We start from the raw sequence: 26,686 nt of genomic DNA, 5'->3' as shown, positions 1-26,686 counted from the left end.
AGTGCGCGCGGCGCACCCCACGCGGGCAATCTTCAATGTGCGACTTGGTGCGGCCGGCGCCCTGGCGGCGCCATGGCCAGGGCCAGCTGGGTGCGGTTGTGCAGGTGGGTCAGGCGCAAAATCTGCGACACGTAGAGTTTCACGGTGTTTTCCGTCAGCCCCAGTTCGCAGGCGGTCTGGTAGTTGGTCATGCCCTTGCCCACCAGCCTGGCCACCTCCAGCTGGCGCGGCGAGAGCTTGTCGAACGGCGCTTGCACGCCCATGTCATGGTTGTCCGCCAACGGCGGGGTGTGATCGATGGGGCCACGCCGGCGCTTGTTGATGTCCTGGTACAGCTCGTCGATGGACTCGGCGAGGGTGCGCAGCTTGGTGTTCAGCAGGGCCAGTTCCAGGTTGTCCTCGCGGCGTTGCCGCAGGCGCTCTTCGAGGCGGCGTACGGCGCGCAGCACCTGATCCGGGTCGATGGGCTTCTGGTAGTAGTCGGCGACCCCGGCGCGCATCGCCTCGATCACGTCCCGAGGCTCGGCCTGGCCGGTGAAGATGATGGCCTCGAAGGGGCGGCCGGGGCCGCTGTGCCGCTCCAGCTCCTGGACCAGGGCAATGCCATCCAGCTCCGGCATGTGCAGGTCGCAAAGCACGATGCCGATGGCGGCATCCTCACGGTATCGCTTGAGGGCTTCGAGGCTGGAGGTGCAGCCGATACAGCGGTAGCCGCAACTTTCGAGGAATTCCTGGAGTTCGACGACTATGGCGTCTTCGTCATCCACGACAAGCAGGGTGCAAGGTTGAGAATCCATGTCCAGCCTTCCAATGCGCGCGGTCCTGGCTAAGGGTGCATGCTATCCCCACCCCGGCACGCGGGAGTTGGTACGGCGGTGCAGTGCTGACGAAAGATATAGCACTTTCATATCACTGCGGTGCAGTTTGTCAGACAAAAAAAGCCGCCAGGCTTCCGAGGAAGAGAAAGGGGGCGAAGGGATAGCGTCGTGCCCGCTCCGGCGCCACTTCGGCCAGGGCGCTGCGCAGGCTCGCCGGCAACCTGGGCCAGAGTGGACGCGACAGGCCCGCCCAGGCCAGATAGGCCAGCCCTGCACCGACCAGGCAGTACAAGGTGAACAGGCCGTTGCTGCACAGCGCGATGCCCAGCAGCAGCTTCACATCGCCCGCCCCCAGCCGGCCCAGCCACCAGCCGGGCAGGGTCAGCAGCAGGGCAAGGCCGGCGGCGGCGAGGCCGTCGGTAAGTGTAGCGCCCAGCAGGGTTTCCCCGCGCAGCAGCAGGTAGAACAGGGCGGCGGCGATGCCACCCAGGCTGAGCCAGTTGGAAATGCGCCGCTGCCTGAGGTCCTGCAGGGCGCAGAGGGCGGTCCAGAACAGCAGGGGGAGGGCCGACATGAAATGTCCGATGCGTCCGAGAAGTCCTTCTATGCTGCTATCTGTGTAGCCGAATCTTCGGAAGACAGCCGAGCATTTCAGTCGCAGTGCGGTCACCAGTCAGGAAGGTTTACATGCGAAAAGGGCATTCTCCGCGCTTCGCCCGACGGCAGCAGGGTGCTGCCGCCATCGAGTTCTCCCTGGTTTTCGTCATCTTCTTCGCCATCTTCTACGGCGTGGTCGGTTACACGCTGCCGCTGCTGATGTTGCAGTCCTTCAACCAGGCGTCCGCCGAAGCGGTGCGGCGCGCCGTGGCGGTGAACCCCGACGCGCCCAATTTCCTCGCCCTGGCGACCGCCGCAGCCAACACCGCGATCGATCAGCAGCTTGCCTGGCTTCCCGCCAGCGTACGCAGCAACCTGCCGGCCCCCAGCGTCACCCTCGCTGGTGGTGTGCTCACGGTCAGCATTTCCTATCCCTACCAGGCCAATCCCGTGGTGCCCTTCCTGGTGCTGCCCGGCATCGGCCAGGTGCCTCGGGTGCCGGATGTGCTCACTGCCCAGGCCAGCCTGCAGGTGCAATGAATGGAAAGTGTCGCGGAACGTTCGTCGAGCCAGGCGCTGCTCCAGGCGGCCCGCGCCACCCCCGCCAGTGTGTTGCTGGCGCTGGACGCCCAGGGCCGGGTGCTGGGTATCGCCGGCTCACTCGGCCTGCGCCTCGGCCGCTCGGCCAATGGCCAGGCCTTGCCACTGGCTGATTTCGTCAGCGCCAATTGCGCCGCGCTGTTGCAGGGGGCGCCGGAGCAATGGGGCCAGGGTTGCCTGGATCTCGACTTCATCTGCCATGACGGCCGCCCGTTGCACACCCGTGGCTGGTTGACGGCCACGCGTGACGGTTGGTTGCTGCAGGCGCTGGATATCGGCGACCTGATCCGCCACCAGGAATCCGGCGACCTGCGCCGTCAGGCGCTGCTCCATGCCGGTCAGGCAGCGGAGCACCTGCGCCTGGCCAGCGCGGCCATGTTGCCCCAGGTCACCGGTGAACTGCTGGAAGCCCTTGCCCTGCGTTGGCGGGTGCCCTGCATGGCCTTGGCGCTGCACATGCCGGGGGGGCAGGGCTGGCAGGTCTACGCCCAGTACCGGGGCCATGGCGCACCGGGCCTGTGGCAGGAAGGTCAACGCCTGGGGCAGGAGCTGGCGGACCTGCACGGCCGCGCACCACAACGCTGGAGCTGGTCGCAGCTGTCGCAACATCCGCGGCTGTTCGCCTTGCTGGGGGATGGACCGGCCTACCTGGTGCCTTTCGTGGAGCTCTCCGGCATCAGCGGCTGGTTGTTCTGTGCGCCCTTCGAGCCTGATCCCCATGCCGCCCTGGGTGATTCCGAGTGGCAGCATATTTGCGCCCAACTCGCCGGCCCCCTGCTGGCGCGCTTGCGCGAACTGACCCAGCGCCACGAAGGGGGGCGCCTGGAGGCGCTGCAGGGGTTGCTGGGCGCCGGTTGGTGGGAATACCTGCCGGCTTCCAGGGAGGTGCTGCTGGCGCCGGCCCTGGCCCGTGCCTGGCAGGCCGATGACCAGGGCCGGCTTGCGCTGGAGGGCTGGCTGCAGCAAGTGCATGCGGCCGACCGCGATGAGTTTCGCGCCCGCCTGCGGGCCGCCGAACTGAATGGCCAGGGCTTCACCCAATGCTTGCGGCTGTACCTGCCGGGCACGCAGGAGTCGGCTATCTGGCATCGGGTTCAGGCTCAGGTACAGGGCACCGCGACCCAGCCACGGATACTCGGCTTCCTGCTGGACATCAGCGATATCAAGGCCCAGGAAGCCAGCGCCGCAGCGGCCCACGCGCGGCTGCGCAACCTGATCGGCAGCGCGCCAGCGGTGATCTATGTGCTGCGCTACGAGGACGGCGCACTGGTGCCGGAATTCTGCAGTGAGAGCCTGGGCCCCATGCTCGGCTGGTCCCTGGCCGAGCTGCAGCAGGGTGGCCTGGCCGAGCGCGTGCACCCGGATGATCACGAGGAGTTCTTCGCCCGCACCCGCAGCCTCTTGCGTGAAGGGCAGGTCAGTTGCCGCTACCGGCTGCGCGACCGCCAGGGCAACTACCACTGGCTGCTGGACGAGGTGCGCCTGCTGCGCAACGAACTGGGCCAGCCACAGGAGGCGGTGGGCATCTGGCTGGACGTGACCGAAGCCACCCAGGCCGCCGAGCGAGTGCGCGAGAGCGAGGAGCGTTACCGCATCCTGGTGGAAGACTCGCCGGCCATGATCTGCCGCTACACCCCCGACCTGGTGCTGCGCTTCGCCAACCGGCCGCTGGCGGACTACCTGGAATGCCGGCCGGAGGAACTGGCCGGCGCCAGCCTTGGTGCCTGGCTCTCCGACGAGCAGCGCCAGACCTTCCAGGAACGGCTGATCGGCCTGACGCCGGAACAGCCAGTCAGCACGGCGGAGATCTGCCTGCACCTGCCGGGGCGCGAACATGCCTGGTGGATCTGGGCCGACCGTGGCGTATTCGACGAGCATGGCCGGCTGCTGGAAGTGCAGGCGGTGGGGCGCGACAACACCGAAGTGCGCAAGGCCCAGCAGCAGCTCTACCAGGGCGCGAAGATGGCGACCCTCGGCGAAATGGCCACCGGCCTCGCCCACGAGATGAATCAGCCGCTGAACGTGATGCGCATGGCCGTGGCCAACGTGCTCAAGCGCCTGGCCAGTGACGAGGTGCAGGTCGACTACCTGCGCGACAAGCTGCTGCGCATCGAAGCCCAGGTACAGCGCGCGGCACGCATCGTCGATCACATGCGGGTGTTTGGCCGGCGCTCGGATGTGGAGCAGCAACTCTTCGATCCGCGTCAGGCGGTGGAAGGAGCGCTGTCGCTGCTGTCCGAGGGGCTACGCGGTAAAGGCGTGGACGTGCGCCTGGCGCTGGGCGAGCAGGCTTTTGCCGTGCGCGGTTTTGCTGACCAGCTGGAGCAGGTGCTGATCAACCTGATGGTCAACGCCCGCGACGCGATGCTGGGCAAGAAGGAGGCGGAACCGGACTTCGCCCCGGCTATCCTCGTTGGCCTGGAGCCTCGCGGCGCCTGGGTGGAGCTGCGGGTGGAAGACAACGGCGGCGGTATCGACCCGCGCCTGTTGGAGAAGATTTTCGAACCCTTCTTCACCACCAAACCGGTCGGCAAGGGCACCGGCCTGGGGTTGTCGGTGAGCTACGGCATCGTCCAGCAGATGGGCGGGCGCCTCAGCGCCGAGAACGGCAGTGAGGGCGCCTGTTTCCGCATCGCCTTGCCGCTGTTCACAGGCGCATCCGCGCAAGACGATGAACTCGCAGACGGGCCAGACGCGGCGGTCTCGCCCGAGCTTACCGGCTAGCGGCACCGGCCCTTCAGGACCATGGCATTCCCCCGTGAACACCTTGGCGCTCAGCTGCGGGTGGCGATTGTGCAAGGTCGCCACCCGCGCCCCTCCAGGCCCCCTTTCTGGCATTAACCGCGAACCTGACTACCCTTTTATTGGATATGCCTGCCCAGCTATGTACTGGGCAGGGCCTGCCTGATGAGGGAGAACACGATGGACATGAATCGTCGTCAGTTCTTCAAGGTCTGTGCCGTGGGCCTTGGAGGATCGAGCCTGGCGGCTCTGGGGGTAGCGCCCCCGGAAGCCTTCGCCGACCAGGTGCGCCATTTCAAACTGGCGCGTACTGTCGAGACGCGCAACACCTGCCCTTACTGCTCGGTCGGCTGCGGCCTGATCATGTACAGCCAGGGCGACGCGGCGAAAAACGTCGCGCAGAACATCATCCATATCGAAGGCGACGCGGATCACCCGGTGAACCGTGGAACCCTCTGCCCGAAGGGCGCCGGTCTGCTGGATTTCGTCCACAGCCCCAACCGCCTCAAGTACCCGGAGATTCGCGAGCCCGGCTCCAGCGAGTGGAAGCGCATCGAGTGGGATGACGCCCTCGATCGCATCGCCACGCTGATGAAGGCCGACCGCGATGCCAACTTCGTCGAGAACAACGACCAGGGCCAGACGGTGAATCGCTGGCTGACCACGGGCTTCCTCGCGGCGTCGGCGTCTTCCAACGAGGCCGGCTACATCACCCACAAGGTGGTGCGTTCCCTTGGCATGCTGGGGTTCGATAACCAAGCGCGTGTCTGACATGGCCCGACGGTGGCAGGTCTTGCCCCGACGTTTGGCCGTGGAGCCATGACGAACCACTGGACCGACATCAAGAATGCCGATCTGGTGCTGATCATGGGTGGCAACGCCGCCGAAGCCCACCCTTGTGGATTCAAGTGGGTCACCGAAGCCAAGGCGCACAACAACGCCCGGTTGATCGTGGTCGATCCGCGCTTCACCCGTTCGGCCTCCGTCGCCGATTACTACGCGCCGATCCGCACTGGCACCGATATCGCCTTCCTCGGCGGTCTGATCAACCACCTGATCACGCAGGACAAGATCCAGCACGAGTACGTGCGCAACTACACCGACGCGCCCTTCATCGTGAACGACGGCTTCACCTTCCAGGACGGCCTGTTCAGCGGTTACGACGAGGCCAAGCGCGCCTATCCCGACAAGTCCAGCTGGAGCTATGCCAAGGGCGAAGACGGCTACGTGCTGTCCGACATGACCCTGCAGGACCCGCGCTGCGTGTTCCAGTTGATGAAGCAGCACTACAGCCGCTACACGCCGGACCTGGTGAGCAGCATCTGCGGCACGCCGAAGGAACAACTGGAAAAGGTCTGGAGCCAGATTGCGGAGACCTCCGACCCGCGCAAGACCATGACCATCATGTATGCCCTGGGCTGGACCCAGCACTCGGTGGGCTCGCAGATGATTCGCACCGGCGCCATGGTGCAGCTCCTGCTGGGCAATATCGGCATGCCCGGCGGTGGCATGAACGCCCTGCGCGGCCACTCCAACATCCAGGGCCTGACCGACCTCGGCCTGCTCTCCAACTCCCTGCCGGGCTACCTGACCCTGCCGGCCGATGCCGAGCAGGACTACGCCGCGTACATCGACAAACGCGCGGCCAAGCCGGTGCGGCCGGGGCAGATGTCCTACTGGCAGAACTACGGCAAGTTCCACGTCAGCCTGATGAAGTCCTGGTTCGGCAAGTCGGCCACTGCCGAGAACAACTGGTGCTACGACTGGTTGCCCAAGCTCGATGTACCGGCCTATGACGTGTTGCGTTACTTCGACCTGATGCACCAGGGCAAGGTGAACGGCTATTTCTGCCAGGGCTTCAACCCCATTGGCTCCTTCCCCAACAAGGCCAAGGTCACTGAAAGCCTCAGCAAGCTGAAGTACCTGGTGGTCATGGACCCGCTGGCCACCGAAACCTCCGAGTTCTGGCGCAACGCCGGCGAGTTCAACGACGTCGACACCGCCAGCATCCAGACCACGGTATTCCGCCTGCCCACCACCTGCTTCGCGGAGGAAGACGGCTCCCTGGTCAACAGCGGGCGCTGGCTGCAGTGGCACTGGAAGGGCGCCGAACCACCGGGGCAGGCACGTACCGACATCGCCATCATGGGCGGCCTGTTGCATCGCCTGCGCGCGGCCTACACGAAAGACGGCGGCGCCTTCCCCGACCCGATCCTGGGGCTGGACTGGAACTACCTGCGTCCGGATGAACCAGGGCCCGATGAGATCGCCCGCGAGTTCAACGGCAAGGCCCTGGCCGACCTCACCGACCCGGCCACCGGCGCGGTGCTGCTGAAGGCTGGCGAACAAGTGCCGGGCTTCGCCGTACTGCGCGACGATGGCAGTACCGCCAGTGGCTGCTGGATCTTCGCCGGCTGCTGGACCGCCGCCGGCAACCAGATGGCTCGCCGCGACAATGCCGACCCCTACGCCATGGGCCAGACCCTCGGCTGGGCCTGGGCCTGGCCGGCGAACCGGCGCATCCTCTACAACCGTGCCTCGGCCGACCCCTCCGGCAAGCCGTGGAACCCGGAGAAGAAACGCCTGGTGTGGTGGAACGGCAAGGCCTGGACCGGCACCGATGTGCCGGACTACAAGGCTGACGTCGCGCCGGAAGCGGGCATGAGCCCGTTCATCATGAACCCCGAAGGCGTGGCGCGTTTCTTCGCCCTCGACAAGATGAACGAAGGCCCGTTCCCCGAGCACTACGAACCCTTCGAGACCCCCATCGGGCGCAACCCCTTGCACCCGGAACACGCCAAGGTCACCAGCAACCCGGCCGCGCGGGTGTTCAAGGGCGACTGGGAAGCGTTCGGCAAGGCGGCCGACTTCCCCATCGCCGCCACCACCTACCGCCTCACCGAGCACTTCCACTTCTGGACGAAGCACTGCCGGCTGAACGCGATCACCCAGCCCGAGCAGTTCGTCGAGATCAGCGAAGTGCTGGCCAAGGAACTGGGCATCGCGGCGGGTGATCGGGTCAAGGTCTCCTCCAACCGCGGCTTCATCAAGGCTGTGGCAGTGGTGACCAAACGCCTGAAACCGCTGACCGTGGACGGCAAGACCGTGCACCAGGTCGGCATTCCGCTGCACTGGGGCTTCTCCGGTGTGGCGCGCCCCGGCTACATCACCAATACGCTTACTCCCTTCGTCGGCGACGGCAATACGCAGACACCGGAGTTCAAGTCGTTCCTGGTGAAAGTGGAAAAGGCATGAGGAGCTGAGCCATGGCATCACAAGACATCATCGCCCGCTCCGCCACCACCACGCCCATGCCATCCGTGCGCCAGATGGACGAGGTGGCCAAGCTCATCGACGTCTCCAAGTGCATCGGCTGCAAGGCCTGCCAGGTGGCGTGCTCGGAATGGAACGACCTGCGTGACGAGGTCGGCCAGAACCACGGCACCTACGACAACCCGGCAGACCTCACGGCCAACACCTGGACCCTGATGCGCTTCACCGAGCATGAGACCGAGGCCGGCAACCTGGAATGGCTGATCCGCAAGGACGGCTGCATGCACTGCGACGAACCGGGCTGCCTAGCGGCCTGCCCGAGCCCCGGCGCCATCGTGAAATACGCCAACGGCATCGTCGACTTCAACCAGGACAAATGCATCGGCTGCGGCTACTGCATCACCGGCTGCCCGTTCGATATCCCGCGCATCTCGCAGAAGGACCACAAAGCCTACAAGTGCACCCTGTGTTCCGACCGCGTGTCCGTGGGGCTGGAGCCGGCCTGTGTGAAAACCTGCCCGACTGGTGCCATCGTCTTCGGCACCAAGGAAGACATGAAGGAACACGCCGCCGAGCGCATCGTCGACCTGAAATCACGCGGCTTCGAGAACGCCGGACTCTACGACCCGGCGGGCGTCGGCGGCACCCACGTCATGTACGTGCTGCACCACGCCGACAAGCCCTCGCTCTACGCCGGCCTGCCGGACGAGCCCGCCATCAGCCCCATGGTCAGCCTGTGGAAAGGCGTCACCAAACCCCTGGGCCTGCTGGCCATGGGCGTGGTGGCGCTGTTCGGCTTCTTCCACTACGTACGGGTCGGCCCGAACAAAGTGGACGAAGACGAAGCGCCACGTGGCGACACGGCGGTGCACAAGGTCGACCCGAAATCGCCGAGCTGAGATAAACGCCCCCTCTCCCTCTGGGAGAGGGCCGGGGTGAGGGAACTTCACCCTGACCAGGAGCTGGACATGAACAAAGACATCGAACGCTACACCCCCTCCGAGCGCAGCAACCACTGGGCGGTGGCCATCCTGTTCTTCCTTGCCGGGCTCTCCGGTCTGGCGCTGTTCCACCCGTCCCTGTTCTGGCTGACCAGCTTCTTCGGCGGCGGGCCCTGGACGCGCATCCTGCACCCGTTCCTCGGCGTGGCCATGTTCCTCTTCTTCATCTGGCTGGCCCTGCGCTTCGCCCACCACAACCGCTGGGAAAAGTCCGATAGCCAATGGCTCAAACAGTGGAAGGACGTGGTGAATAACCGCGAGGACAAGCTGCCCGAAGTCGGACGCTACAACGCCGGCCAGAAGCTGCTGTTCTGGGTGCTGCTGCTCAGCATGCTGGTGCTGCTGGCCACAGGCGTGGTGATCTGGCGGCAGTACTTCAGCCACCTGTTCGGCATCGACATCATCCGCTTCGCCGCGCTGCTGCACGCCTTCGCCGCCTGGGTGCTGATCCTCAGCATCATCGTCCACATCTACGCCGGCATCTGGATCAAGGGCTCCATCAGCGCCATGCTCCACGGCTGGGTCAGCAAGGGCTGGGCCCGCAAACACCACGGCGCCTGGTACAAGCAAGTCAGCAAGGAGGAGGGCAAGCGCTGAACAAGAGAACGGCCGTAGGATGGCGCGGGCGGCGTTCCGCTAGAGCGAAGCGAAACCCATCAAATAGGCGCAAACGGCGGGTATCGCGTTGCTCCACCCACCCTACACACAGCCAATCCACTGAAGGAGTCCTGCGTGGCAGGCCAGATACTCGAACCCGGCCAGATCGAGGCCGCAGCCAACATCCCACCCTTCCTCCATGTACCCGGTCGTGACCTGTTCATGGTTCGCGCCGAGCGCCTGCGTCACCTTGCCGATGGCCATCCGCTGGCCGGCTACCTGCTGCTGGTGGCTGATCTGTGCAAAGCCCAGCAACAGGTCCTCGACAACCCACCCGCGCTCCCCGGGCCAGCACCCGAGGCCGTTGCCCGTAGCCGCGAACACGGCATGCCGCCCATTGCCTTCGAAGCCCTGGTGCGCGCCGATGGCTGGCTGGCCGCCCTGGACGCGCTGCTGGTTCGCGTAGAGGCCATCACCAATCCCGCCGTTGCCGAAGCCGTTCAGCAACTCAAGAACGCCGACACCGCCCAGCGCAAGACCTGGGGCGTGGCGCTGCTCAGTGGCCAGTTCGACCTGCTGCCACCCGCCATTGCCCCCTTCGTTGGCGCCGCCCTGCAAGTCGCCTTCAGCCACTGGCTGCTGGCCCTGCCCAATGACGTGATCGTGGAGAGCGAGGCCAAGGTCCTCTGCCCGGCCTGTGGCTCACCCCCGGTGGCCGGCATGGTTCGTCATCGCGGCAAGTACAACGGCCTGCGCTACCTCGCCTGCTCGCTGTGCTCCTGCGAGTGGCACTACGTGCGGCTGAAATGCAGCCACTGCCAGGAAAGCAAACACCTGGCCCATCTCTCGCTCGACCGCGACGGCGTGAAGGGCGAACGGGCGCCGATCCGCGCCGAGGCCTGCCCCAACTGCCAGGGCTACCTCAAACAGTGCTACCTGGAGTTCGACTCCGGTGCCGAAGCCCAGGCCGACGACCTGGCCAGCCTCGATCTCGACCTGCGCCTGAGCGAAGAGGGCTACCTGCGCCGCGCGCCCAACCTCCTGCTGGCCCCCGGATCGGATTAAGCACCTAGACTCAACAACGGACCTGATTGCCCCACGCTAAGGAATGCCCATGTCGGCCGCTCGCTTGCCCTCCGTCGACCGTCTTCTGCGCAGCCCGGCCTGCGCCCCCCTGCAACAGCGATACGGCCGCGAGGCGTTGCTCAAGACCCTGCGCGACCTGCTGGATGAACTGCGCGAACCCGCCCGCCAAGGTCAACTCGCTGCCATCGAACTGACCGACGCCGTGCTCGCCGGCCGTGCTGGTGAACGGCTCGCCGCCTGGCATTCCAGCCGGGTGCGGCGCGTGTTCAACCTCACCGGCACCGTCCTGCACACCAACCTCGGCCGCGCCCTGTTGCCGGATGAAGCCATCGAAGCCATCACCCTCGCCGCACGCTACCCGCTCAACCTGGAATTCGACCTGGCCACTGGCAAACGCGGCGACCGCGACGACCTCATCACCGGGCTGATCCGTGAGCTCACCGGCGCCGAGGCGGTCACCGTGGTCAACAACAACGCCGCGGCCGTGCTGCTCGCGCTGAACAGCCTGGGCGCACGCAAGGAAGGCGTGATCTCCCGGGGCGAACTGATCGAGATCGGCGGCGCGTTCCGCATCCCCGACATCATGGCCCGCGCCAGTGTGAAACTGGTGGAAGTGGGCACCACCAACCGCACCCACGCCAAGGACTACGAGGCCGCCATCGGCCCGCGCACCGGCCTGCTCATGCGCGTGCACACCAGCAACTACAGCGTGCAGGGTTTCACCGCCAGCGTACCCACGGCAGAGCTGGCTGCCATCGCCCACGCCCACGGCCTGCCGCTTCTGGAAGACCTTGGCAGCGGCACCCTGGTCGACCTCACCCGCTGGGGCCTGCCCAAGGAACCCACCGTGCAGGAAGCCCTGCGCGACGGCGCCGATATCGTCACCTTCAGCGGCGACAAATTGCTCGGCGGCCCCCAGGCTGGCCTGATCCTCGGCAGCAAGGAACTGATCGGGCGGATCAAGAAAAACCCGCTCAAACGCGCACTGCGCGTGGACAAGCTGACCCTCGCCGCCCTCGAAGCGGTGCTTGGGCTCTATCGCGACCCGGAGCGCCTTGCCGAACGCCTTACCACCTTGCGCCTGCTCAGCCGCCCGCAGGCCGACATCCGCGCCCAGGCCGAACGCATCGCCCCGCTGGTGACCACCCAGCTCGGCAGCACCTGGCGGGTGAGCGTGGAGCCTGCCCTCGGCATGATCGGCAGCGGTGCCCAGCCCGTGGCGCGCCTGCCCAGCGCAGCCCTGTGCCTGCGTCCGCAGCAGCCCAAACGCCTGCGCGGCCGCGCGCTGCACCAACTCGAAGAGAGCCTGCGCACCCTGCCCATTCCCGTGATCGGCCGACTCGACGACGACGCCCTCTGGCTCGACCTGCGCCAGCTCGACGACGAACCGGCCTTCATCGCCCAACTGCCGCACCTGCAGGGGGGCGTTGAGTGATAGTCGGCACGGCGGGCCATATCGACCACGGCAAGACCGCCCTCCTCAAAGCCCTCACCGGACTGGACGGCGACCGCCGCCCGGCCGAGCGTGAGCGCGGCATCACCATCGACCTCGGCTACCTGCACGCCGACCTGGGTGACGGCCAGCCCACCGCCTTCATCGACGTGCCCGGCCACGAGCGCTTCGTCCACAACATGCTGGCCGGCGCCTGCGGCATCGACCTGCTGCTGCTGGTGGTCGCCGCCGACGACGGCGTGATGCCGCAGACCCGCGAACACCTCGCCATCGCCGAACTGCTCGGCATTCGCCGCGCCCTGGTGGCGCTGACCAAGATCGACCGGGTAGCACCCGAGCGCGTCGAACAGGCGCGCGCCGAAGTCGTCGCGCTGCTGGCGCCTGGTGCGCTGGCTGGGGCTGAACTCTTCCCTGTGGATAGTGTGAGCGGGAAGGGCGTCGACGCCTTGCGCAGCGCCTTGTTGGCCGAGGCGACCCTTACCGCTGGGCGCAGGGCTGACGGCCATTTCCGCCTGCCCATCGACCGGGCCTTCAGCGTGTCCGGTGCGGGCGTGGTGGTCACCGGCACCGCCTTTGCCGGGCAGGTAAACGTGGGCGACGAACTGGTGCTCAGCCCATCCGGCAGGACAGTGCGCGTACGCGGCCTGCACGCCCGCAACCAACAGGTAGACCAAGCCTGCGCCGGCCAGCGCGTGGCCCTGAACATCGCCGGAGAACGCCTGGCACTGGAACACCTCCATCGCGGCGACTGGCTACTGGCGCCGCCCTTGCTGGCACCCAGCACCCGACTGGATATCGACCTGCGCCTGCTCCCCGGCGAGCCCCACGACCTCGCCCACTGGACGCCCGTGCATATCCACCTCGGCGCCCAGGATGTCACCGGCCGTGTAGCCCTGCTGGAACACAACAGCCTTGCCCCCGGCCGGCGTACCTTCGCCCAACTGCTGCTCAACGCGCCTGCACATGCGGTCCACGGCGACCGCCTGGTGCTGCGCGACCAGTCCGCCCAACGCACCCTTGGCGGTGGCCGCGTACTCGACCCCTTCGCGCCTGCCCGCAACCGTCGCACGCCCGAACGCCTGGCCCAACTTGAAGCCCTGCGCGGAGAGGGGCTGGAAGCCGCCCTGCCAGCCTTGCTGAGTACGGCCCACAACGGCCTCGACCCGCAACGGCTGGAACGCCAGTTCAACCGCCCCCGCACAGGCTGGGCGCTGCCCGAAGGCGCTGTGGAAATCCCCACCCGCCTCGGCCCGCGCCTCTTCGCACAACAACGCTGGCAGGCCCTGGCGCAACAATTGGTCGAAGGCCTCGCACACTTCCACGCCGAGCTGCCCGACGAACTCGGCCCCGACCGTGACCGCCTGCGTCGCTACGCACTTTCCGAACTGGAACGCCCCATCTTCATCGCCCTGCTGGAACAGCACCTCGCCAGCGGCGCCGTGCAAGCCAGCGGCCCCTGGCTGCACCTGCCCGACCACCACGTACAACTCAGCCCCGAGGACGAAGCCCTGCGCCAACGCATCTGGCCACTGCTGGAAGCCGGCGGCTTCGACCCACCCTGGGTCCGCGAACTCGCCCGTGAACTGACCGTGGAAGAAGGCGCCATGCGCCTGCTGGAACGCAAACTCGCGCGCCTCGGCCAACTGCATCAGGTGGTAAAGGACCTGTTCTACCCGGATGCGACCATCCGCCAACTGGCTACACTGGCCCGGCAACTGCAGGATGAACACGGCAGCATCAAGGCCGCCCACTGGCGCGACCGCCTCGCCATCGGCCGCAAACGCAGCATCCAGCTACTGGAATGCTTCGACCGCATCGGCTTCACCCGCCGCATCGGCGACCAACGCAAAATCAGGGAAGACTCAGCCTTGGCCCAAGCGCCTATGCCCTGATCACAGATTCTGGAAGGCAAGCACGCCCGGTGGCGGGGTTGGGCTTCAAGCCCTGAAAATTGCCGGCTCGTTGCGTCGAAAAGCCTGTCGTTATGGGCTTCTCTGCCAATCGCTAATGTCGATTCTGGCCAGTTCGTGCCAGTGGCTTCGACACTTCTTTGACACCTGCCAGCGGAACCAAGTGCTAAGATACTTTGGCAAATTTTGCCAAAAGGTGGACTCCCATGAGCACCATGAACATCTCCCTGCCCGACGCCCTCAAGAGCTTTGTCGACGACCAAGTCAGCCAGCGCGGCTACGGCACCAGTAGCGAGTATGTCCGCGAACTGATCCGCAAGGACCAGGACCGACAGCGTCTGCGCAATCTGCTCCTGGAAGGTGCCGCCTCTTCCCCCGCCGCCCCGGCCGATGACAACTATTTCGAAGCACTGCGCAACCGGGTACGGAACGCCAAGGCATGAAGGCCAAGCCCATCATCCCCAGGGCACTGGCCAATCAGGACGTCGATGACGCCATCAGCTACTACCTGAGCGAAGTAGCCGAGCCGGTCGCACTCGGTTTTATCGATGCTCTGGAGCGAGCTTACAAGCACATCAGCCGACATCCCGAGTCCGGCTCATCGAGATACGCCCATGAGCTCGATCTTCCGGGGCTGCGCTCCTGGGGGCTGAAGCGCTATCCCTACCTGGTCTTCTATATCGAACGAGACGATCACATTGATGTATGGCGCGTGCTGCATGGGATGAGGGATATTCCAGCTTGGATGCAGGACAACGACAAAAAATAAATCTGTCCCCTTTTCCCTGATTCAATTAACAGAGACTCCCGGAGAGTGGTCGAAGCATAAGGTGTACTTCGGGATCGAATAAAATAAATATGCCCCTATTTTGTTTTTGGGCGGCGTCAATCTTTATCTTCTTCTCTATTTTTTGAGTTTTAGGTTTGCTGATTTTTTTTGCCACTTGGGTGTTGCTTTCCTTTGTGGCGAATATGCCCGTGGGGGAGATGCTTCGGGCGATATTGAAATTCTTTGCGTATTCATCTTGCATGCTTTTGTACGGATTTATCAGATTGTTTAGAGATTCTATTGTCTCGTTTTGTCTCGCGACTTTTAGTGTATCGAGTAGTAATGTTAGCTTTATGGTTGTTAAGTTGGCTTGATAGTGGAGCGTGTTAGCCCATAGGGCTAAAGCTACTTGCCGCCGAGCAATACCTCTGCTTCATTCGGTCGCTTCGGGGCTCTCTGTCGCTCTGCCACCGTTCTCCCCATACCCGGCATTCATCTTTGAAGAACTGCTTAGCACCCTTCCTGCATTCCCGATAGTCAATCGAACCACGCTTGTGGTTGCCACATACACTGCCGCCGTCGATGTAGTTGTTCACGATTGTCCAAGTGGCGTAGTAGCGGGCGCCGCCGCTCCACTTATCAATCCACTCGGCATGCTTCTCGATGATTCTGCTGCGTGTGGTTGTCTGCTGGACGGGCTGTTGATAAGCGGATGACTGCCTTACCCCTTCCATGCTCACCACGTTGTCAGGCTGGCGTGGTGTGTAGTTCTGGTCGTTGTAGTCGGTTTGCTTGATCTGGGTTTTGCGCTCGGATTCTTGCTGCTTGACGCTGGACCAGAACATTTCCTCAGCAGTTGGCTGATTCGGGTCCGGTTCTTCGAAGATAGGGAGGGGAGAGTAGTTGTCCTGCGGCTGCTCGATCGTTGCGACCGGCGCGGAGTTTTGCAGAAAGGGGATTCGGGCACCTGCCAGGTAGAGCAGGCCGGCGGTGATGCTGGTACCGATCAGGCTGGCGATTAGCCATTTACGAATATTGCCGGCCCCTCGCGATGCTTTCAGGTAGTTCGGTGCGTCATCCCAGTCCGCTTTCATTTCTTCACTTCACTCCTTTGAAGTCAGCAACCTACGGCCTTCTTGGCTAGCGCTTTTCCGCGCCTTTCTGAGATGAGGTCTCGCGCTGAGCGTCTTCATAGCCGGGACTGATCTGGCCTGCCTCCGGCATCACTTCACCCGTTAAAAGCCACCAACGGAACTGCGGGAATACCTTGGCAATGGCCAGGATCTCCTCTTCCTTGATCTCCCGAGACTTGGAGGGATTCTTCAGGTTGCTCCAGGTGTAGCGACTGATGCCGGTCATCTCCTCCAGCTTGGGCAGCCTGATATCCGACCAGGAGAGGATGGTTATAACGCGCTCTTTGATCATTCCTGATTCATCTAAATAAACTCTAGTCAAAATGACTTGAGTTGAATATGCTCGAAATAGATTGAGTCAGATTGACTCTAGTTACATGTAAGTAAAGACCAACATAGTGCAACAAAGGCCATGGATGTGGAAGGAACGACCCTCTCGCTTAAGGACCTGCTCAGCCCGCCGCCGGTGATGCCCTGGCGCGAGTTCGCCGACTGGATACGGATGAGCAATGAACACGACGTGGTGTGGGGCTGGATTCGCAACGGCTATATCCCGTCGCACAAGGTGGGGAAGTACGTGATGGTCAACGTGGCGCTCCTGACGCAGCAGCTGCTGGAGAAGGAGCGAAGGGCATGAACCATCGACCCATTCGAATGCTGGCGCCGCCTCGCCCGCGCCGAGCATTGCGTCTGCTCTGTCTGCTGGTGCCCATGCGAACGGGCGAAGTGCGTTCTTTCCCGGTCCATGTCCTGCGAGCACGGCCGCCCCGCACGGATATCCAGGGCCACTGGGCGCCCGGTCTGCCCGCTGGCCTCGTGCTGCGGGAAACACAGGCGCGTGCGCCGCGCGCTGAAGTATTGGCGCGTTGTGTATGGCAGCGGCGCGCCCACGCCCTCCGTGCCCCTTTGCGAACTGTTCGGCAGGGAGCCCTGAGCCGTGTCTGAGCGCCAACCCAGGGCCCTGGTGGCCTGCGAATTCTCCGGCCGCATACGCGACGCCCTGACCCGTGTTGGCTTCCATGCGGTGAGCTGCGACCTGCTGCCCTCGGAAACCGAAGGCGAACACGTCCTGGGGGATGTCTGCGAACTGCTGGACCTGGGCTGGGACCTGCTGATCGCCCACCCGCCGTACATTGACCTCGCCGTCTCCGGTGCCCGCTACTTCGCCGCCAAGATCGCGGACGGCAGGCAGGGCAGGGCGGTCGATTTCGTCCGCACCCTGCTGGCCGCCCCGATTCGTTTCAAAGCCCTGAAGGGCCCCACGTCGGTGATTTCCACGCAGATCCGCAAGCCCGACCAGACTGTCCAGCCCTGGATGTTCGGCCACGGCGAGCGCAGATATATCCACTTCTGGCTGGAGAACCTGCCGAAGCTGCAACCCACCCACATCGTTTGCGAGCGCGATCCGGCCGCGCTGTACATGGCGCCCAACTCCGGCCCCGAACGCTGGAAGAGCCTCTGCCGCACTCACCAGGGCATCGCCGACGCGATGGCTGACCAATGGGGCCGCTACGTGATCGACCAGCTTGCCGGGCGGCATTGCGCCAACGAGTGACTTGCTTATGTCCTCACGATCACGCGGAAATTTCGCGCAGCTCACTGAGAGTGAGGCACCCCGTATTGCCGATGACCATGGGATTGCACACCGGGTGCCAGGCCACCTCCAGGATGTTCTGGAATACGGCTCCACTAGGGATTTTCGCCAGCTCTTCAACACCTCACCGCTTGCTGAGCAGGAAGGCAAGGGCAAAGCCCTGTGCCAAGAGTCCTCTCGTTCGTGAGGTTTTTCCGGCTTGGTCTGTTCTGTGACTATAACCCTTGCGTACGTGAGGATTCCGAGTAGCTATGCACTCTGATTGAAGCAATCCTCACGATCATGTGGATTATTTCGTGCAGCTCAGCATCGCTCGGTTTTCCTTATGAGCGTGAGGATTTTTTCAGTGAATGTGCCAATCGATTCTCCTAAAGCCCTGGGCCACCTCATTCGGGCCTGCCGAAAGGCCATGGATATGCGCCAAGACGTGGCCGCTGGCGTTATTGGCGTGAGCGAGAACTTCCTCGGCAAGGTCGAGCGCGGCGGCGAAACCGTGCAATGGGGCCTGCTGTTCCAGGTCATGCAAGAGCTGGGGCTGAAAGTGTCGGTGGAGGTGCCCGATGAGATTGCCGGGGAGGCAAGGGCTCAGGTACTTCGCGCATTCAACAAGTCCGCGACGGTGCCCCACCCCGGCAAGAGCAATCCCGGCTCAGATGATCTGAACCGCCTGCTGCTCGCCATTGAAAAGTCCTCGGCCACCCAGCCTGGCGACAAGGCTCGCTGATGATTCGGCAACTGTACGTCTGGATCAACGTCGACCAGGTCGGTGTGTTGGCTGAGAGCAATGGCCTGTCCATGCGCTACGCTCACCTGGCGCCGGGGCACTTCCAGGACTTTCTGGAATGCAACCCGAGTGATTTTCGACAGTTCTTCGACACCTCCGCGCTTGCAGAGCAAGACGGCAAGGACAAAGCCTTGTAGATCGACATGGAAGGCAAGCACGCCCGGTGGCGTGGCCGGGCTTCAAACCCGGTGGGGGACGGCAGCCGTTCCTGGGTGGGTTCGACTCCCACTGCCTTCCGCCAATTCGCCCCTCTGGAGGTCCTGGGTTACGGGGCTTTCAGCGCATCCACCGACCCCGGCTTGGCCGAGGTGTCGAAGACGTGTCGAAATCCCGAATCTGAGGGAAATGGGGACGAGTCTATTTTCTGTCGTTGCCCAGCATCCGCGCTGGGGTCTCCCTCATCTCATGCAGCACATGCCACACATCTCGCTCGATATAGACGACCAGGTTGGGAATAGCACTTCAACGCTCAGGAGCGCAGTCCCGGCAGATCGAGCTCGTGGGCGTATCTCTATGAGCCCGATTCAGGATGCCAGCTGATGCGCTTGAAGGTGCGCTCCAGGGCGTCGATAGAGCCCAGTGGTGCCTGTTCGGCTTCTTCATTTGAACCTGGGAAACCACGTCCTTAGGGCGTGTTCATGAGTCATTGGATCTGCCTGTGACGATCGAAATGCCTGATATACAGGATGAAGTCGGAGTGTCTGTAGGAGCGAGCTTGCTCGCGAACAGCCCGAGCACGATCTTTCGCGAGCAAGCTCGCTCCTACACGTTAGTAGCCCGGATGAAATCCGGGGGAAAGTCCAATCGCCGCTCCCGGATTTCATCCGGGCTACGATCTGCGCCATGCAGGGGGACTGTCTTCATAAGCTGGACGTTTCGACAGACGGTCAGCCCAGATTGGCCCTGAGCCCTTGCGGCTTCCAAGGGCGCTCAGCACTATGCGCTGCAGTTCATTCGGCAGTTGCTTTAATGAGCAGGGGGCTGCGCGATTGGCTTTCCACCTGGTTGTTCAAGTAACGCCGCTTCACTGGCAACACCGCATCAGGAAAAGCGCCTCTTAGAAGGTGCACTTACGCACAAGCGACTATCAGGAGTTGATATGACCATTCGATTCGCACTGGGTAGCGTGCTGGTACTCATGGCAAGCGTTTCGTTTGCCGCCGCCCCTGCCGCCAAGAAAGAAAGCGACAACTACTACCTGAACTGGCAGGAGCGTAACGGCGCAATCGCCCTGGACTCCGTCTGCAGCAAGAACGAGAAGGGCTCCTCGCAGTTCCGCGACTGCCAGAAGCATGCGCAGGTGGTGTTCCGTAACTCCTGCACCCGCTCGAAAGACCCGGCCAGCAAGTGGTGCGTGGCGCAGAGTAAGTACAAGCCCTGAGTCCGTTTCGGCCTTCACCCCGCCGGCCCCGCCTCTGAAGCCCCTGTTTATGGGGCTTTCCGCTCGCATTTTTTGAGCTCTCGACCACTGGGTAGAGACGCACGGCTGCTGCCAATCTCGCGCTTATAGTGGATAGGTGACCCTCGCAACGGCGCTTCTTACTGCAGGAGGCCAGCGATGAACGCAGCGAGATACCTGGCACTGATCATGGCCGCTTGCGGATTGTGCGGATGCGCGAGCCCGGCAGGCGACGCCAGCAACGAGATGCTCGAAGTCAGGTTGAACGCCACGCCGAAGAACGCCGGGCGCATCGCGCAGGCGACGTTGGTACCGCGGGGCGATGAGACGAGCATTTCGCTGGTGATCAGCGGCGTGCCCTCCTACACGACCAGGCCTGTTCGCCTTTACACCTTCATCTACCCGGGAAGCTGCGCGCATCCTGGGGGCACGCCGGCCTATGAGCTGAACAGAACGCTCACGACGGACCGCCACTTCCGGGGTGATGTCTGGCGAATGTCGAAGTCGGCACCGGTTCCCCTCTCGACGCTTCGCGCGGGTGATTACTCCCTCGTGTTGCGCACGACGCCCGCGGACGGCAGTTTCGACATTTTCTGTGGGGATATTCGGTAAGGCACGCGCCATGCCATTGGAAAAGGCTCCTGGTAAGGAGCCTTTTGGTTTGTGCGTGAGGACGGCTTGAAGGCGCAGGCCTTTGGCCTGCCTGGCGATTGAAATCGCCCCTACAGAAGTGCCGTTGTGTGAGGGCGCAGCTACTCGCAGAACCGCCCGCTTTTCGCTTCCGGAATCAGTGCCATGTAGTGCTTGCCGCTCATGTGCACCAGTTCGTCGTGGCGGCCGGATTCGAAGTAGATGTCCGGCTGTTCGGTGAGGGACTGGTCGACCAGGGTTTCCAGGCCGAAGAGGTTGCCCACGGCGGGGATGGCGCCGACATCGCAGTCACCGAAGCGTTTGCCGAAGTCACGCTCGCGCACCAGGCGCCAGTGGCGGTGGGTGAGCTTGTGGACCTTTTCCAGGTCGACATGGCGCGAGGCGGGGATCACGGCCATCAGCCAGTGGCCCTGGAAGTCGTCGAGGATGACGGGCTTGGCCATCTGCTGCGGTGGTATGCCCGCGCGGCGGGCGGCTTCGCGGGTGGTCATGGAGGCGGCGTGGTTGAGCACGTCGAAGCGGGTCTTGTGCTGCATCAGACTGCTTTGCAGCTGGGTGATCATGGTCATGAGACACCTCCTGCCAGGCGCCGGCTTGTCGCTCCCGATAAGCCGGTGGGGCCGGCACGCAAGGAGGAGCCTCCCGCTCCCCACCCGGCATCGACGTTGGCCGGTGCCTTGTGGATAAGTTTAGTGAGAGGCAGGCGAGTGGGGGCGGCAGGTGCCGACCGGTTCAGCCGGGGTTGTGGCCCATGGTTTCGCAGTGGGTCATGAGGCTCAGTCCATGAGGGGCTTGTCCATCTGCACCAGGGCAACGCGGCGGCCGTCCGGGCCGTGGCGTTCGACGATGGTGCGGGGCTGGTAGCCGAGGCGGGTGTAGAGCAGCAGGCCACCGGCATTGGCATTGAAGCAGGAGACTTTCATCAGCCTGGCCTTGTACTGCTCGCGGGCCTGGCGCTCCATGGTTTCGATCAGGTATTGGGCCACGCCCTGACCGCGCGCCCAGAAGGCCACCATCATGTTGCCGAGGGCGCAGAACTCGCCGTTCTGCCATTGGTAGAAGTTGGCGAAGCCGGCGACCTTGCCGTCCAGCAGGGCGACGGTGCTGCCACGGCGCTCGGCCATGGCGGCGGCGAGCTGGCCGACGGTGAGCGGCCAGCTGGCCTTGGGGTAGGCGAAGAAGAGTTCGTCCGCATCCTGGGGGAAGCGGACGATTTCGTGGAGGTCTTCGGCGCTGGCGGGGCGGTGTTGCAGTTGGGGATAGGCAGCGGGCATGGGGGACTCAGTGCGGTGGGTATTGGGCGATCACCTTGGCGACCGTCTCGCGAATGGCGGCTTCACGTTCGGCGGGGCTTGGCGGCGCGCTCGTCATGACCTGCTCGGCACTGCCGCGCCAGACCAGCTTGCCGTCCTTGCCGTCGTACAGGTCCACCTGGATGGTGGCGACCTTGTAGTTGTAGATGCGGGTTTCGGTATAGGCCGGGCCGCCCCAGTAACCTCCCCAATAGCCGCCCCAGGCGCCACCGTAGTTGTAGCTGGTCTGCTGCTGGCGCTCATCGACGATCAACCAGGACTGGACGGTGAGGTCGGCCTTGCCGTCGGCGGCAGGGCGCAGGCCGCGCTGGTCGAGTTGCTGGCCGACGGCTTCACGGATGCGTTGCTCGGTGAGGTCGCTCTTGATACGTGGGTCGTCAGGGCTGTACTGCAGGGCAGGCTCTTTCCAGCTCCAGCTGTGATAGGCCCCGAAGTCGCGCGTGCTGTCGTAATCCCGGTTGAGGTTGTAGTTCTGGCAGGCGGCCAGGAGCAGTGCTGCGGACAGGACTAGCGTGCGGCGGATCATGATCGGATCTCCTCTGCCTGGACCTCTATCGAAGCGCAAGGCCAGGTCGCCGGCAAGGGGATTTTGGGGTGTTGGGCGACGGCGTCTCAATTCGGTGGATAGTCGTCCAGTGCTTGCTTCACCGCCTGGCGCAAAGCGTTGACGCTGTCGGAACGGTTGCCATTGGCGTAGGCCTCACCACTGCCGCTCCACACCGGCTGATTGTCGTGGGCGTCATAGAACTCCAGGTAGACCACGGCCACCTGCTCCTCGTAGGTGCGGACGATGGGGACGGTGGCCCAGGCGCCGTACTGGTCGTGCCAGGGGCCGCTGCCGTAGTAGGCGCCGGCGTAGTCGTCGTACTGCCGCAGGCGCTTTTCGTAGCGCAGGCGGGCGCTGACCTTGAGATCGGCCTGGCCGGGATCGCGGGCCTGGCGCAGGCCGTGCTGGTCGAGGCCTGCGTTGACCATGTCGGCCATCTGCTCGGGGGTTGCCCAGTTGTTGCCCGCGGGGAGCTGGCCGTCGAACCAGGTCCAGCTGCGGTAGCGGCCGAAGTCGCGTGGCGGCGCGGGGTAGGCGCTGCTGTCGAAGGTGGTCGCGGCGCCCGGCGGCGCGGGCGGCAGCGGGCGGGAATCGGCCGTGTAGGGGTTGGGGCTCTGGCAGGCGCCAAGCAGCAGCGCCAGGGTGAGCAGAGCGGGCAGTTTCATCGGGCCTCCGTTCAGAGCGGGCGGCAAATCCAGTGTAGGTAACGGCCGAGCCCTTGGTAGCTGGGGTGGCGCCGGTAGGCCAGCTCCATTTCCAGCAGGTCCACCAGTTCGGCCTTGGCCTGGAACTCCTGGGGCATGTAGTCGTGGAACACCCGCACGCCGCTCTGTTTTTCGACCTGCCAGTGGCCTTCGAGTTGCGCGGCCAGGTCGCGCGGGTCCAGGGGTTGCTGCGGGGTCAGGCTCTGGCCTTCGCCGGCGAACTTGTGTTTGCGCAGTTTGCGGAAGTGGCCCTTGAGCAGGTTGCGGTAGATCAGCGCGTCCTTGTTGTAGAAGGCCAGCGACAGCAACCCATCCTTGGCGGTGAGCTGGTGCAGCACCGGGAGGATGGCCTCGGGTTCGGCGAGCCATTCCAGCACGGCGTGGCACAGCACCAGGTCGTAGGGTTCGGTGAGCTGGCCGAGCAGCTCCTGCCAGGGCGCCTGGAGGAAGGTGGCGTTCTGGCCGGCTTCGTCGAAGCGCTGGCGAGCGCCTTCGAGCATGGGTTCGGCGGGTTCGGCCAGGGTCACCTGGTGACCACGCTGGGCCAGCCACAGGGACATATGGCCGAGACCGGCGCCGACGTCGAGCACGCGCAATGGGCGCTCGGGCAGCACTTCGGCCAGGTCGGCCTGGAGCACCGCGAGGCGGATGGCGCCCTTGGCGCCGCCGTAGATCTTCTCGGCGAAGCGTGTCGCCAGTTCATCGAAGTGTCGGTCGCTCATGTGAAGCGCCTTTCGCTGTCGGCGAGCTTGGCGCGCACCACGGCGTCCATGTCCAGGCCCAGCTCGGCGCAGAGCAGCAGGAGGTAGAGGATGATGTCGCCCACTTCCTGGCCGGCGTGGGCGAGTTTCTCGGGGGGCAGTTGGCGCGACTGGTCTTCGGTCAGCCATTGGAAGATTTCCACCAGCTCGGCCATTTCCACGCTGGCAGCCATGGCCAGGTTCTTCGGGCTGTGGAATTGCCGCCAGTCGTTGCGGTCGCGAATGGCGTGCAGGCGGGCGGTGAGTTCGTCGAGGTTCATTGGGCTCTCCTTGGAGCCGCTAATGGTCCCGCCGGCCGCCCGCCGGCGCAAGGGTCAGACGAGGGGGCGCCAGCTCCCGGCCATGTGCGGGGTGTCGCCCTTGCCACGCAGGACGAGTTGGCCTGCCGGCGCCGCTGCGCTGGCCAGCAGGGTGACTTCGCCCGGCAGCAACACGGGTTTCTGGAAGCGCACCTCCAGCTCGTACCCGGCTGCGGGCAGGTGAATTTCCAGTGCCGCGAGGCTGCGTGCCTTGTTCCACAGACCGTGGGCGATGGCGCGAGGGAAGCCGAACAACCGGGCGCTGATGGCCGAGAGGTGGATGGGGTTGTAGTCGCCGGCCACGCGGGCGTAGCGCCGGCCGATGTCGCCGGAGGCATACCATTGATCCAGATGGTTCAGCGGCAAGGTGTCCACGGCGGCGCGCGGTTCGGGCTGGTCGGGCAGGCGCAGGCCACGGAAGAGGATGCGGCTGTCGCCTTCCCAGACCAGGCCCAACTGGTCCTCCAGGCGGGTGATCAGGCTGAAGGTGACGCCTTTTTCATGGGGCTGCAGATCACCCAGCTGCACGCTGACGGTGAAGGGGCCAAGGCCGCCCAGCGCACGAAACACGCGGATACGGTTTTCCAGGTGCACCAGCCCCAGGAGCGGGAAGGGGAAGCGCGGGTCGGTAAGCAGACGCATCTGCAGCGGGAAGGCGAGGATGTGTGGGTAAGTCGCCGGCAGCAGGCCCTTGTCGCTGAAGCCGCAGACGGCGCGGTAACGCGCCAGGTGGCCGGGGTCGACGCTCACCTGGCAGCGCACGCCCAGTTCGGGGAGGGCCTTGCCGCGTGTGCCACGGCGCACGGCGGCGCGGGCGAACAGGCCGGGGAGGGCGGGGGGAGCGGACAGGTCGAGCCAGTCGGTGGCCATGGATGATCTCCTGGAGGCGAATGGGGCTCAGCATAGCCAGCGGCGTCGGGCGCACATTGGCCGACCTTCCCGGGGCCGTGGCAGGGCAGTCAATCGCGGCCTTGAGCGGCGGGGACAAAGCTGCATAAGATGGCCGCGCCTCGCAGACAATAAGAATTATCCGAAAATGATGCGTGATCTGACCGACGATGTGGCGCTGATGCGCCCGGTGATCGACGCCCTGCGTGCCAGCGGCACCGATCCGGACAAGGTACTGGTGCGCGTGGGCCTGCCGCCTGGCGGGCTGCCCGCAGGTCGCTTTCCCCATGCTGCGCAAACCCAGTTCTGGAAGGCTGCCGCCGATGAATGCGGCGAGGAGCATGTCGGCCTCTACCTGGCCGGTCACCTGCCTGCCTTCCATGGGCTGCTGTTGGAATACCTGTTCCTCTCCAGTGGGACCTTCGGTGAGGGGTTGCGCCACGCCCTGCGCTATGTGCGCCTGCTCTCCGACACCCTGAACGCCCATCTGGAAGTGGAAGACGACCGTGCCGTGCTGTCCCTCGGCCGACACGCCGGCAGCAACCGCCACTTCCCGGAAATGCTCGCCGGTGCGGTGATCCGCCTGTTCCATGCTCTCACCGAGGGCCAGTTCAAACCCCATGAAGTGCAACTGATGCATGCCGAAGGCGCGCCCGCCGAGCGCTACCAGGCGGTGTACGGCTGCCCGGCAACCCTGGGCGCCGAGCGCTATGCGCTGATCTTCGATGCCGAAGTGCTGGACAAACCCTCGCGCCACGCCGCGCCAGACTTGCTGCGCATGCACGAATCCCTGGCCCGTCGCCAATTGGCCGAGGTGGAACGCCTGGACCTGGTGCGCCAGGTGCGCGAGCTGATCGGTGAGTTGCTGGTGGACAGCGGTGCCACCCTCGAACAGGTGGCCGTCCGCCTGAACATGCCGGCCCGACGCCTGCGCGAACGCCTGGCCATGGCCGGCGTGCGCTTCAACGACCTGGTCACCGACTACCGCTGCCGGTTGGCCAAGGAGCTGCTGCTGAAGACCGACGAGCGCATCGAGGTGATTGTCGAGCGCACCGGCTTCTCCGAGCCGAGCACCTTCTACCGGGCGTTCAAACGCTGGGTAGGGGAGACGCCAGTGGAGTTCCGGCGAAAGGGGAAGGGCGAGGGCTGAGGCCCGCGCGAACGCTCTTGTGGGGGCGAATGCCCTTGTAGGGGCGAATCACGCCCCCAGCAGGCTTTGTCCGCACACCCGCATCACCTGCCCGGTCAGAGCTCCGGAGCCCGGCTGGGCGAACCAGGCCACGGCTTCGGCCACGTCCTGGGGCAGGCCGCCCTGGTTCATGGAGTTCATGCGCCGGCCGGCTTCGCGGATGGTGAGGGGGATGGCTGCGGTCATCTGGGTCTCGATGAAACCCGGCGCCACGGCGTTGATGCTGATGCCGCGCTTGGCCAGGGCCGGCGCCCAGTTCTGCGCCAGGCCGATCACCCCGGCCTTGCTCACCGCATAGTTGGTCTGGCCGAGGTTGCCGGCGATGCCGCTGATGGAGGCGATCAGCACCACGCGGCCGTTGTCGTGCAGCTTGCCGGCGTCCAGCAGGGCCTGGGTGAGTGCGTGCGGGGCGCGCAGGTTGACGTTGATCACCGAGTGCCAGAAGTCGTCGCTCATCTTGGCCAGGGTCTTGTCGCGGGTGATGCCAGCGTTGTGCACCAGGATGTAGACGCCATCGGTCAGGGCTTCTACCAATTGGCTGGCAGCGTCGTCGGCGGTGATGTCCATGGCGACACCCC

Annotated in this window: 30 protein-coding genes and 1 tRNA gene; 19 read left to right on the top strand and 12 right to left on the bottom strand. The window is 64.6% G+C overall.

All coding sequences use genetic code 11. The features are described from left to right. Positions 1-32: 32 nt before the first annotated feature. Complete coding sequence (locus FFS60_RS03410; RefSeq protein ID WP_137821141.1) at positions 33-797, bottom strand: response regulator transcription factor; 765 nt, start codon at positions 795-797, stop codon at positions 33-35. A 130-nt stretch (positions 798-927) separates the two neighbouring features. Continuing rightward, positions 928-1,392, bottom strand: a complete 465-nt coding sequence (locus tag FFS60_RS03405) for a prepilin peptidase (RefSeq protein WP_137821140.1) — start codon at positions 1,390-1,392, stop codon at positions 928-930. A 113-nt stretch (positions 1,393-1,505) separates the two neighbouring features. Between FFS60_RS03405 and FFS60_RS03400 the strand changes: the two genes are divergently transcribed. The 10 genes from FFS60_RS03400 to FFS60_RS03355 all read left to right on the top strand — a co-directional run bounded on the left by FFS60_RS03400 (position 1,506) and on the right by FFS60_RS03355 (position 14,846). Continuing rightward, a complete protein-coding gene (locus tag FFS60_RS03400; protein WP_137821139.1) occupies positions 1,506-1,955 on the top strand; it encodes a TadE/TadG family type IV pilus assembly protein in 450 nt (149 codons plus the stop codon). Continuing rightward, the gene (locus FFS60_RS03395) at positions 1,956-4,739 is read left to right on the top strand and encodes a PAS domain-containing sensor histidine kinase (RefSeq protein ID WP_256658031.1); all 2,784 of its coding nucleotides are present in this window, start codon (positions 1,956-1,958) and stop codon (positions 4,737-4,739) included. A gap of 198 nt (positions 4,740-4,937) precedes the next feature. Next, positions 4,938-8,012, top strand: coding sequence for a formate dehydrogenase-N subunit alpha (gene fdnG / locus FFS60_RS03390; protein WP_137821138.1), 3,075 nt, complete (start codon positions 4,938-4,940; stop codon positions 8,010-8,012). 11 nt (positions 8,013-8,023) lie between these two features. Continuing rightward, on the top strand, positions 8,024-8,929 hold the full coding sequence (fdxH, locus tag FFS60_RS03385; protein ID WP_137821137.1) for a formate dehydrogenase subunit beta: 906 nt from the start codon (positions 8,024-8,026) through the stop codon (positions 8,927-8,929). A 69-nt stretch (positions 8,930-8,998) separates the two neighbouring features. Then, on the top strand, positions 8,999-9,628 hold the full coding sequence (locus tag FFS60_RS03380) for a formate dehydrogenase subunit gamma (protein WP_137821136.1): 630 nt from the start codon (positions 8,999-9,001) through the stop codon (positions 9,626-9,628). Positions 9,629-9,763: 135 nt separating this feature from the next. Continuing rightward, positions 9,764-10,693: a formate dehydrogenase accessory protein FdhE gene (gene fdhE / locus FFS60_RS03375; protein WP_028630751.1), complete on the top strand. Its 930-nt coding sequence runs from the start codon at positions 9,764-9,766 to the stop codon at positions 10,691-10,693. 49 nt (positions 10,694-10,742) lie between these two features. After that, a complete protein-coding gene (gene selA, locus FFS60_RS03370) occupies positions 10,743-12,149 on the top strand; it encodes an L-seryl-tRNA(Sec) selenium transferase (RefSeq protein ID WP_028630752.1) in 1,407 nt (468 codons plus the stop codon). Beyond that, positions 12,146-14,059, top strand: a complete 1,914-nt coding sequence (gene selB / locus FFS60_RS03365; protein WP_137821135.1) for a selenocysteine-specific translation elongation factor — start codon at positions 12,146-12,148, stop codon at positions 14,057-14,059. The genes selA and selB overlap by 4 nt, the downstream gene beginning before the upstream one ends. Before the next feature lie 224 nt (positions 14,060-14,283). After that, complete coding sequence (locus tag FFS60_RS03360) at positions 14,284-14,520, top strand: type II toxin-antitoxin system ParD family antitoxin (protein WP_137821134.1); 237 nt, start codon at positions 14,284-14,286, stop codon at positions 14,518-14,520. Continuing rightward, entirely contained in the window at positions 14,517-14,846 is a 330-nt protein-coding gene (locus FFS60_RS03355; RefSeq protein WP_137821133.1) for a type II toxin-antitoxin system RelE/ParE family toxin, read from the top strand. Before FFS60_RS03360 ends, FFS60_RS03355 begins: the two co-directional genes overlap by 4 nt. Before the next feature lie 386 nt (positions 14,847-15,232). Here FFS60_RS03355 and FFS60_RS03350 read toward each other — a convergent pair whose 3' ends face one another. Beyond that, positions 15,233-15,940, bottom strand: coding sequence for a hypothetical protein (locus tag FFS60_RS03350; protein ID WP_137821132.1), 708 nt, complete (start codon positions 15,938-15,940; stop codon positions 15,233-15,235). Positions 15,941-15,986: 46 nt separating this feature from the next. Beyond that, positions 15,987-16,271 (bottom strand): hypothetical protein, encoded by a 285-nt coding sequence (locus FFS60_RS03345; protein WP_028630756.1) that lies wholly within the window; start codon positions 16,269-16,271, stop codon positions 15,987-15,989. 120 nt (positions 16,272-16,391) lie between these two features. On the opposite strand from FFS60_RS03345, the gene FFS60_RS03340 reads away from it, so the two are divergent. The 8 genes from FFS60_RS03340 to FFS60_RS03305 all read left to right on the top strand — a co-directional run bounded on the left by FFS60_RS03340 (position 16,392) and on the right by FFS60_RS03305 (position 20,368). After that, positions 16,392-16,616: a hypothetical protein gene (locus tag FFS60_RS03340; protein WP_028630757.1), complete on the top strand. Its 225-nt coding sequence runs from the start codon at positions 16,392-16,394 to the stop codon at positions 16,614-16,616. Positions 16,617-16,724: 108 nt separating this feature from the next. Beyond that, a complete protein-coding gene (locus tag FFS60_RS29350) occupies positions 16,725-16,913 on the top strand; it encodes a DUF5447 family protein (protein WP_371926357.1) in 189 nt (62 codons plus the stop codon). Positions 16,914-16,916: 3 nt separating this feature from the next. Beyond that, positions 16,917-17,534, top strand: a complete 618-nt coding sequence (locus tag FFS60_RS03335) for a DNA cytosine methyltransferase (RefSeq protein WP_137821131.1) — start codon at positions 16,917-16,919, stop codon at positions 17,532-17,534. A gap of 385 nt (positions 17,535-17,919) precedes the next feature. After that, positions 17,920-18,297: a helix-turn-helix domain-containing protein gene (locus tag FFS60_RS03325; RefSeq protein WP_171016482.1), complete on the top strand. Its 378-nt coding sequence runs from the start codon at positions 17,920-17,922 to the stop codon at positions 18,295-18,297. Next, positions 18,297-18,494 carry a hypothetical protein gene (locus FFS60_RS03320; protein ID WP_137821128.1) on the top strand — a complete coding sequence of 66 codons (198 nt, stop codon included), beginning with the start codon at positions 18,297-18,299 and terminating at the stop codon, positions 18,492-18,494. The genes FFS60_RS03325 and FFS60_RS03320 overlap by 1 nt, the downstream gene beginning before the upstream one ends. A gap of 8 nt (positions 18,495-18,502) precedes the next feature. Then, a tRNA-Sec gene (locus FFS60_RS03315) sits at positions 18,503-18,598 on the top strand. Between the two features lie 858 nt (positions 18,599-19,456). Beyond that, positions 19,457-19,738 (top strand): hypothetical protein, encoded by a 282-nt coding sequence (locus FFS60_RS03310; protein ID WP_028630761.1) that lies wholly within the window; start codon positions 19,457-19,459, stop codon positions 19,736-19,738. A 177-nt stretch (positions 19,739-19,915) separates the two neighbouring features. After that, positions 19,916-20,368 carry a hypothetical protein gene (locus FFS60_RS03305; RefSeq protein WP_137821127.1) on the top strand — a complete coding sequence of 151 codons (453 nt, stop codon included), beginning with the start codon at positions 19,916-19,918 and terminating at the stop codon, positions 20,366-20,368. Between the two features lie 140 nt (positions 20,369-20,508). Here FFS60_RS03305 and FFS60_RS03300 read toward each other — a convergent pair whose 3' ends face one another. From FFS60_RS03300 to FFS60_RS03270, 7 genes are all read right to left on the bottom strand, one after another. Beyond that, complete coding sequence (locus tag FFS60_RS03300; RefSeq protein WP_028630763.1) at positions 20,509-20,976, bottom strand: aminoacyl-tRNA deacylase; 468 nt, start codon at positions 20,974-20,976, stop codon at positions 20,509-20,511. Between the two features lie 207 nt (positions 20,977-21,183). Next, positions 21,184-21,681 (bottom strand): GNAT family N-acetyltransferase, encoded by a 498-nt coding sequence (locus tag FFS60_RS03295; protein ID WP_137821126.1) that lies wholly within the window; start codon positions 21,679-21,681, stop codon positions 21,184-21,186. A gap of 7 nt (positions 21,682-21,688) precedes the next feature. Next, on the bottom strand, positions 21,689-22,246 hold the full coding sequence (locus tag FFS60_RS03290) for a DUF4136 domain-containing protein (RefSeq protein WP_028630765.1): 558 nt from the start codon (positions 22,244-22,246) through the stop codon (positions 21,689-21,691). 86 nt (positions 22,247-22,332) lie between these two features. Further along, entirely contained in the window at positions 22,333-22,932 is a 600-nt protein-coding gene (locus tag FFS60_RS03285; protein WP_137821125.1) for a DUF4136 domain-containing protein, read from the bottom strand. A gap of 11 nt (positions 22,933-22,943) precedes the next feature. Further along, positions 22,944-23,693, bottom strand: a complete 750-nt coding sequence (locus FFS60_RS03280; RefSeq protein ID WP_028630767.1) for a methyltransferase domain-containing protein — start codon at positions 23,691-23,693, stop codon at positions 22,944-22,946. Further along, a complete protein-coding gene (locus tag FFS60_RS03275; RefSeq protein WP_137821124.1) occupies positions 23,690-23,992 on the bottom strand; it encodes a MazG-like family protein in 303 nt (100 codons plus the stop codon). Before FFS60_RS03275 ends, FFS60_RS03280 begins: the two co-directional genes overlap by 4 nt. Before the next feature lie 54 nt (positions 23,993-24,046). Then, on the bottom strand, positions 24,047-24,901 hold the full coding sequence (locus tag FFS60_RS03270; protein WP_137821123.1) for a MaoC/PaaZ C-terminal domain-containing protein: 855 nt from the start codon (positions 24,899-24,901) through the stop codon (positions 24,047-24,049). A gap of 169 nt (positions 24,902-25,070) precedes the next feature. Here FFS60_RS03270 and FFS60_RS03265 point away from each other — a divergent pair, with 169 nt between their 5' ends. After that, positions 25,071-26,069, top strand: coding sequence for an AraC family transcriptional regulator (locus FFS60_RS03265; RefSeq protein ID WP_137821242.1), 999 nt, complete (start codon positions 25,071-25,073; stop codon positions 26,067-26,069). Positions 26,070-26,117: 48 nt separating this feature from the next. Here FFS60_RS03265 and FFS60_RS03260 read toward each other — a convergent pair. Beyond that, positions 26,118-26,686, bottom strand: a 569-nt coding sequence (locus FFS60_RS03260; RefSeq protein ID WP_137821122.1) for an SDR family oxidoreductase, incomplete at its 5' end; no start/stop codon positions are given.

The organism is Pseudomonas sp. D(2018) (genome assembly GCF_005502555.1).
Lineage (GTDB): Bacteria > Pseudomonadota > Gammaproteobacteria > Pseudomonadales > Pseudomonadaceae > Metapseudomonas > Metapseudomonas resinovorans.
This window is presented reverse-complemented; position numbering and strand designations above follow the sequence as displayed.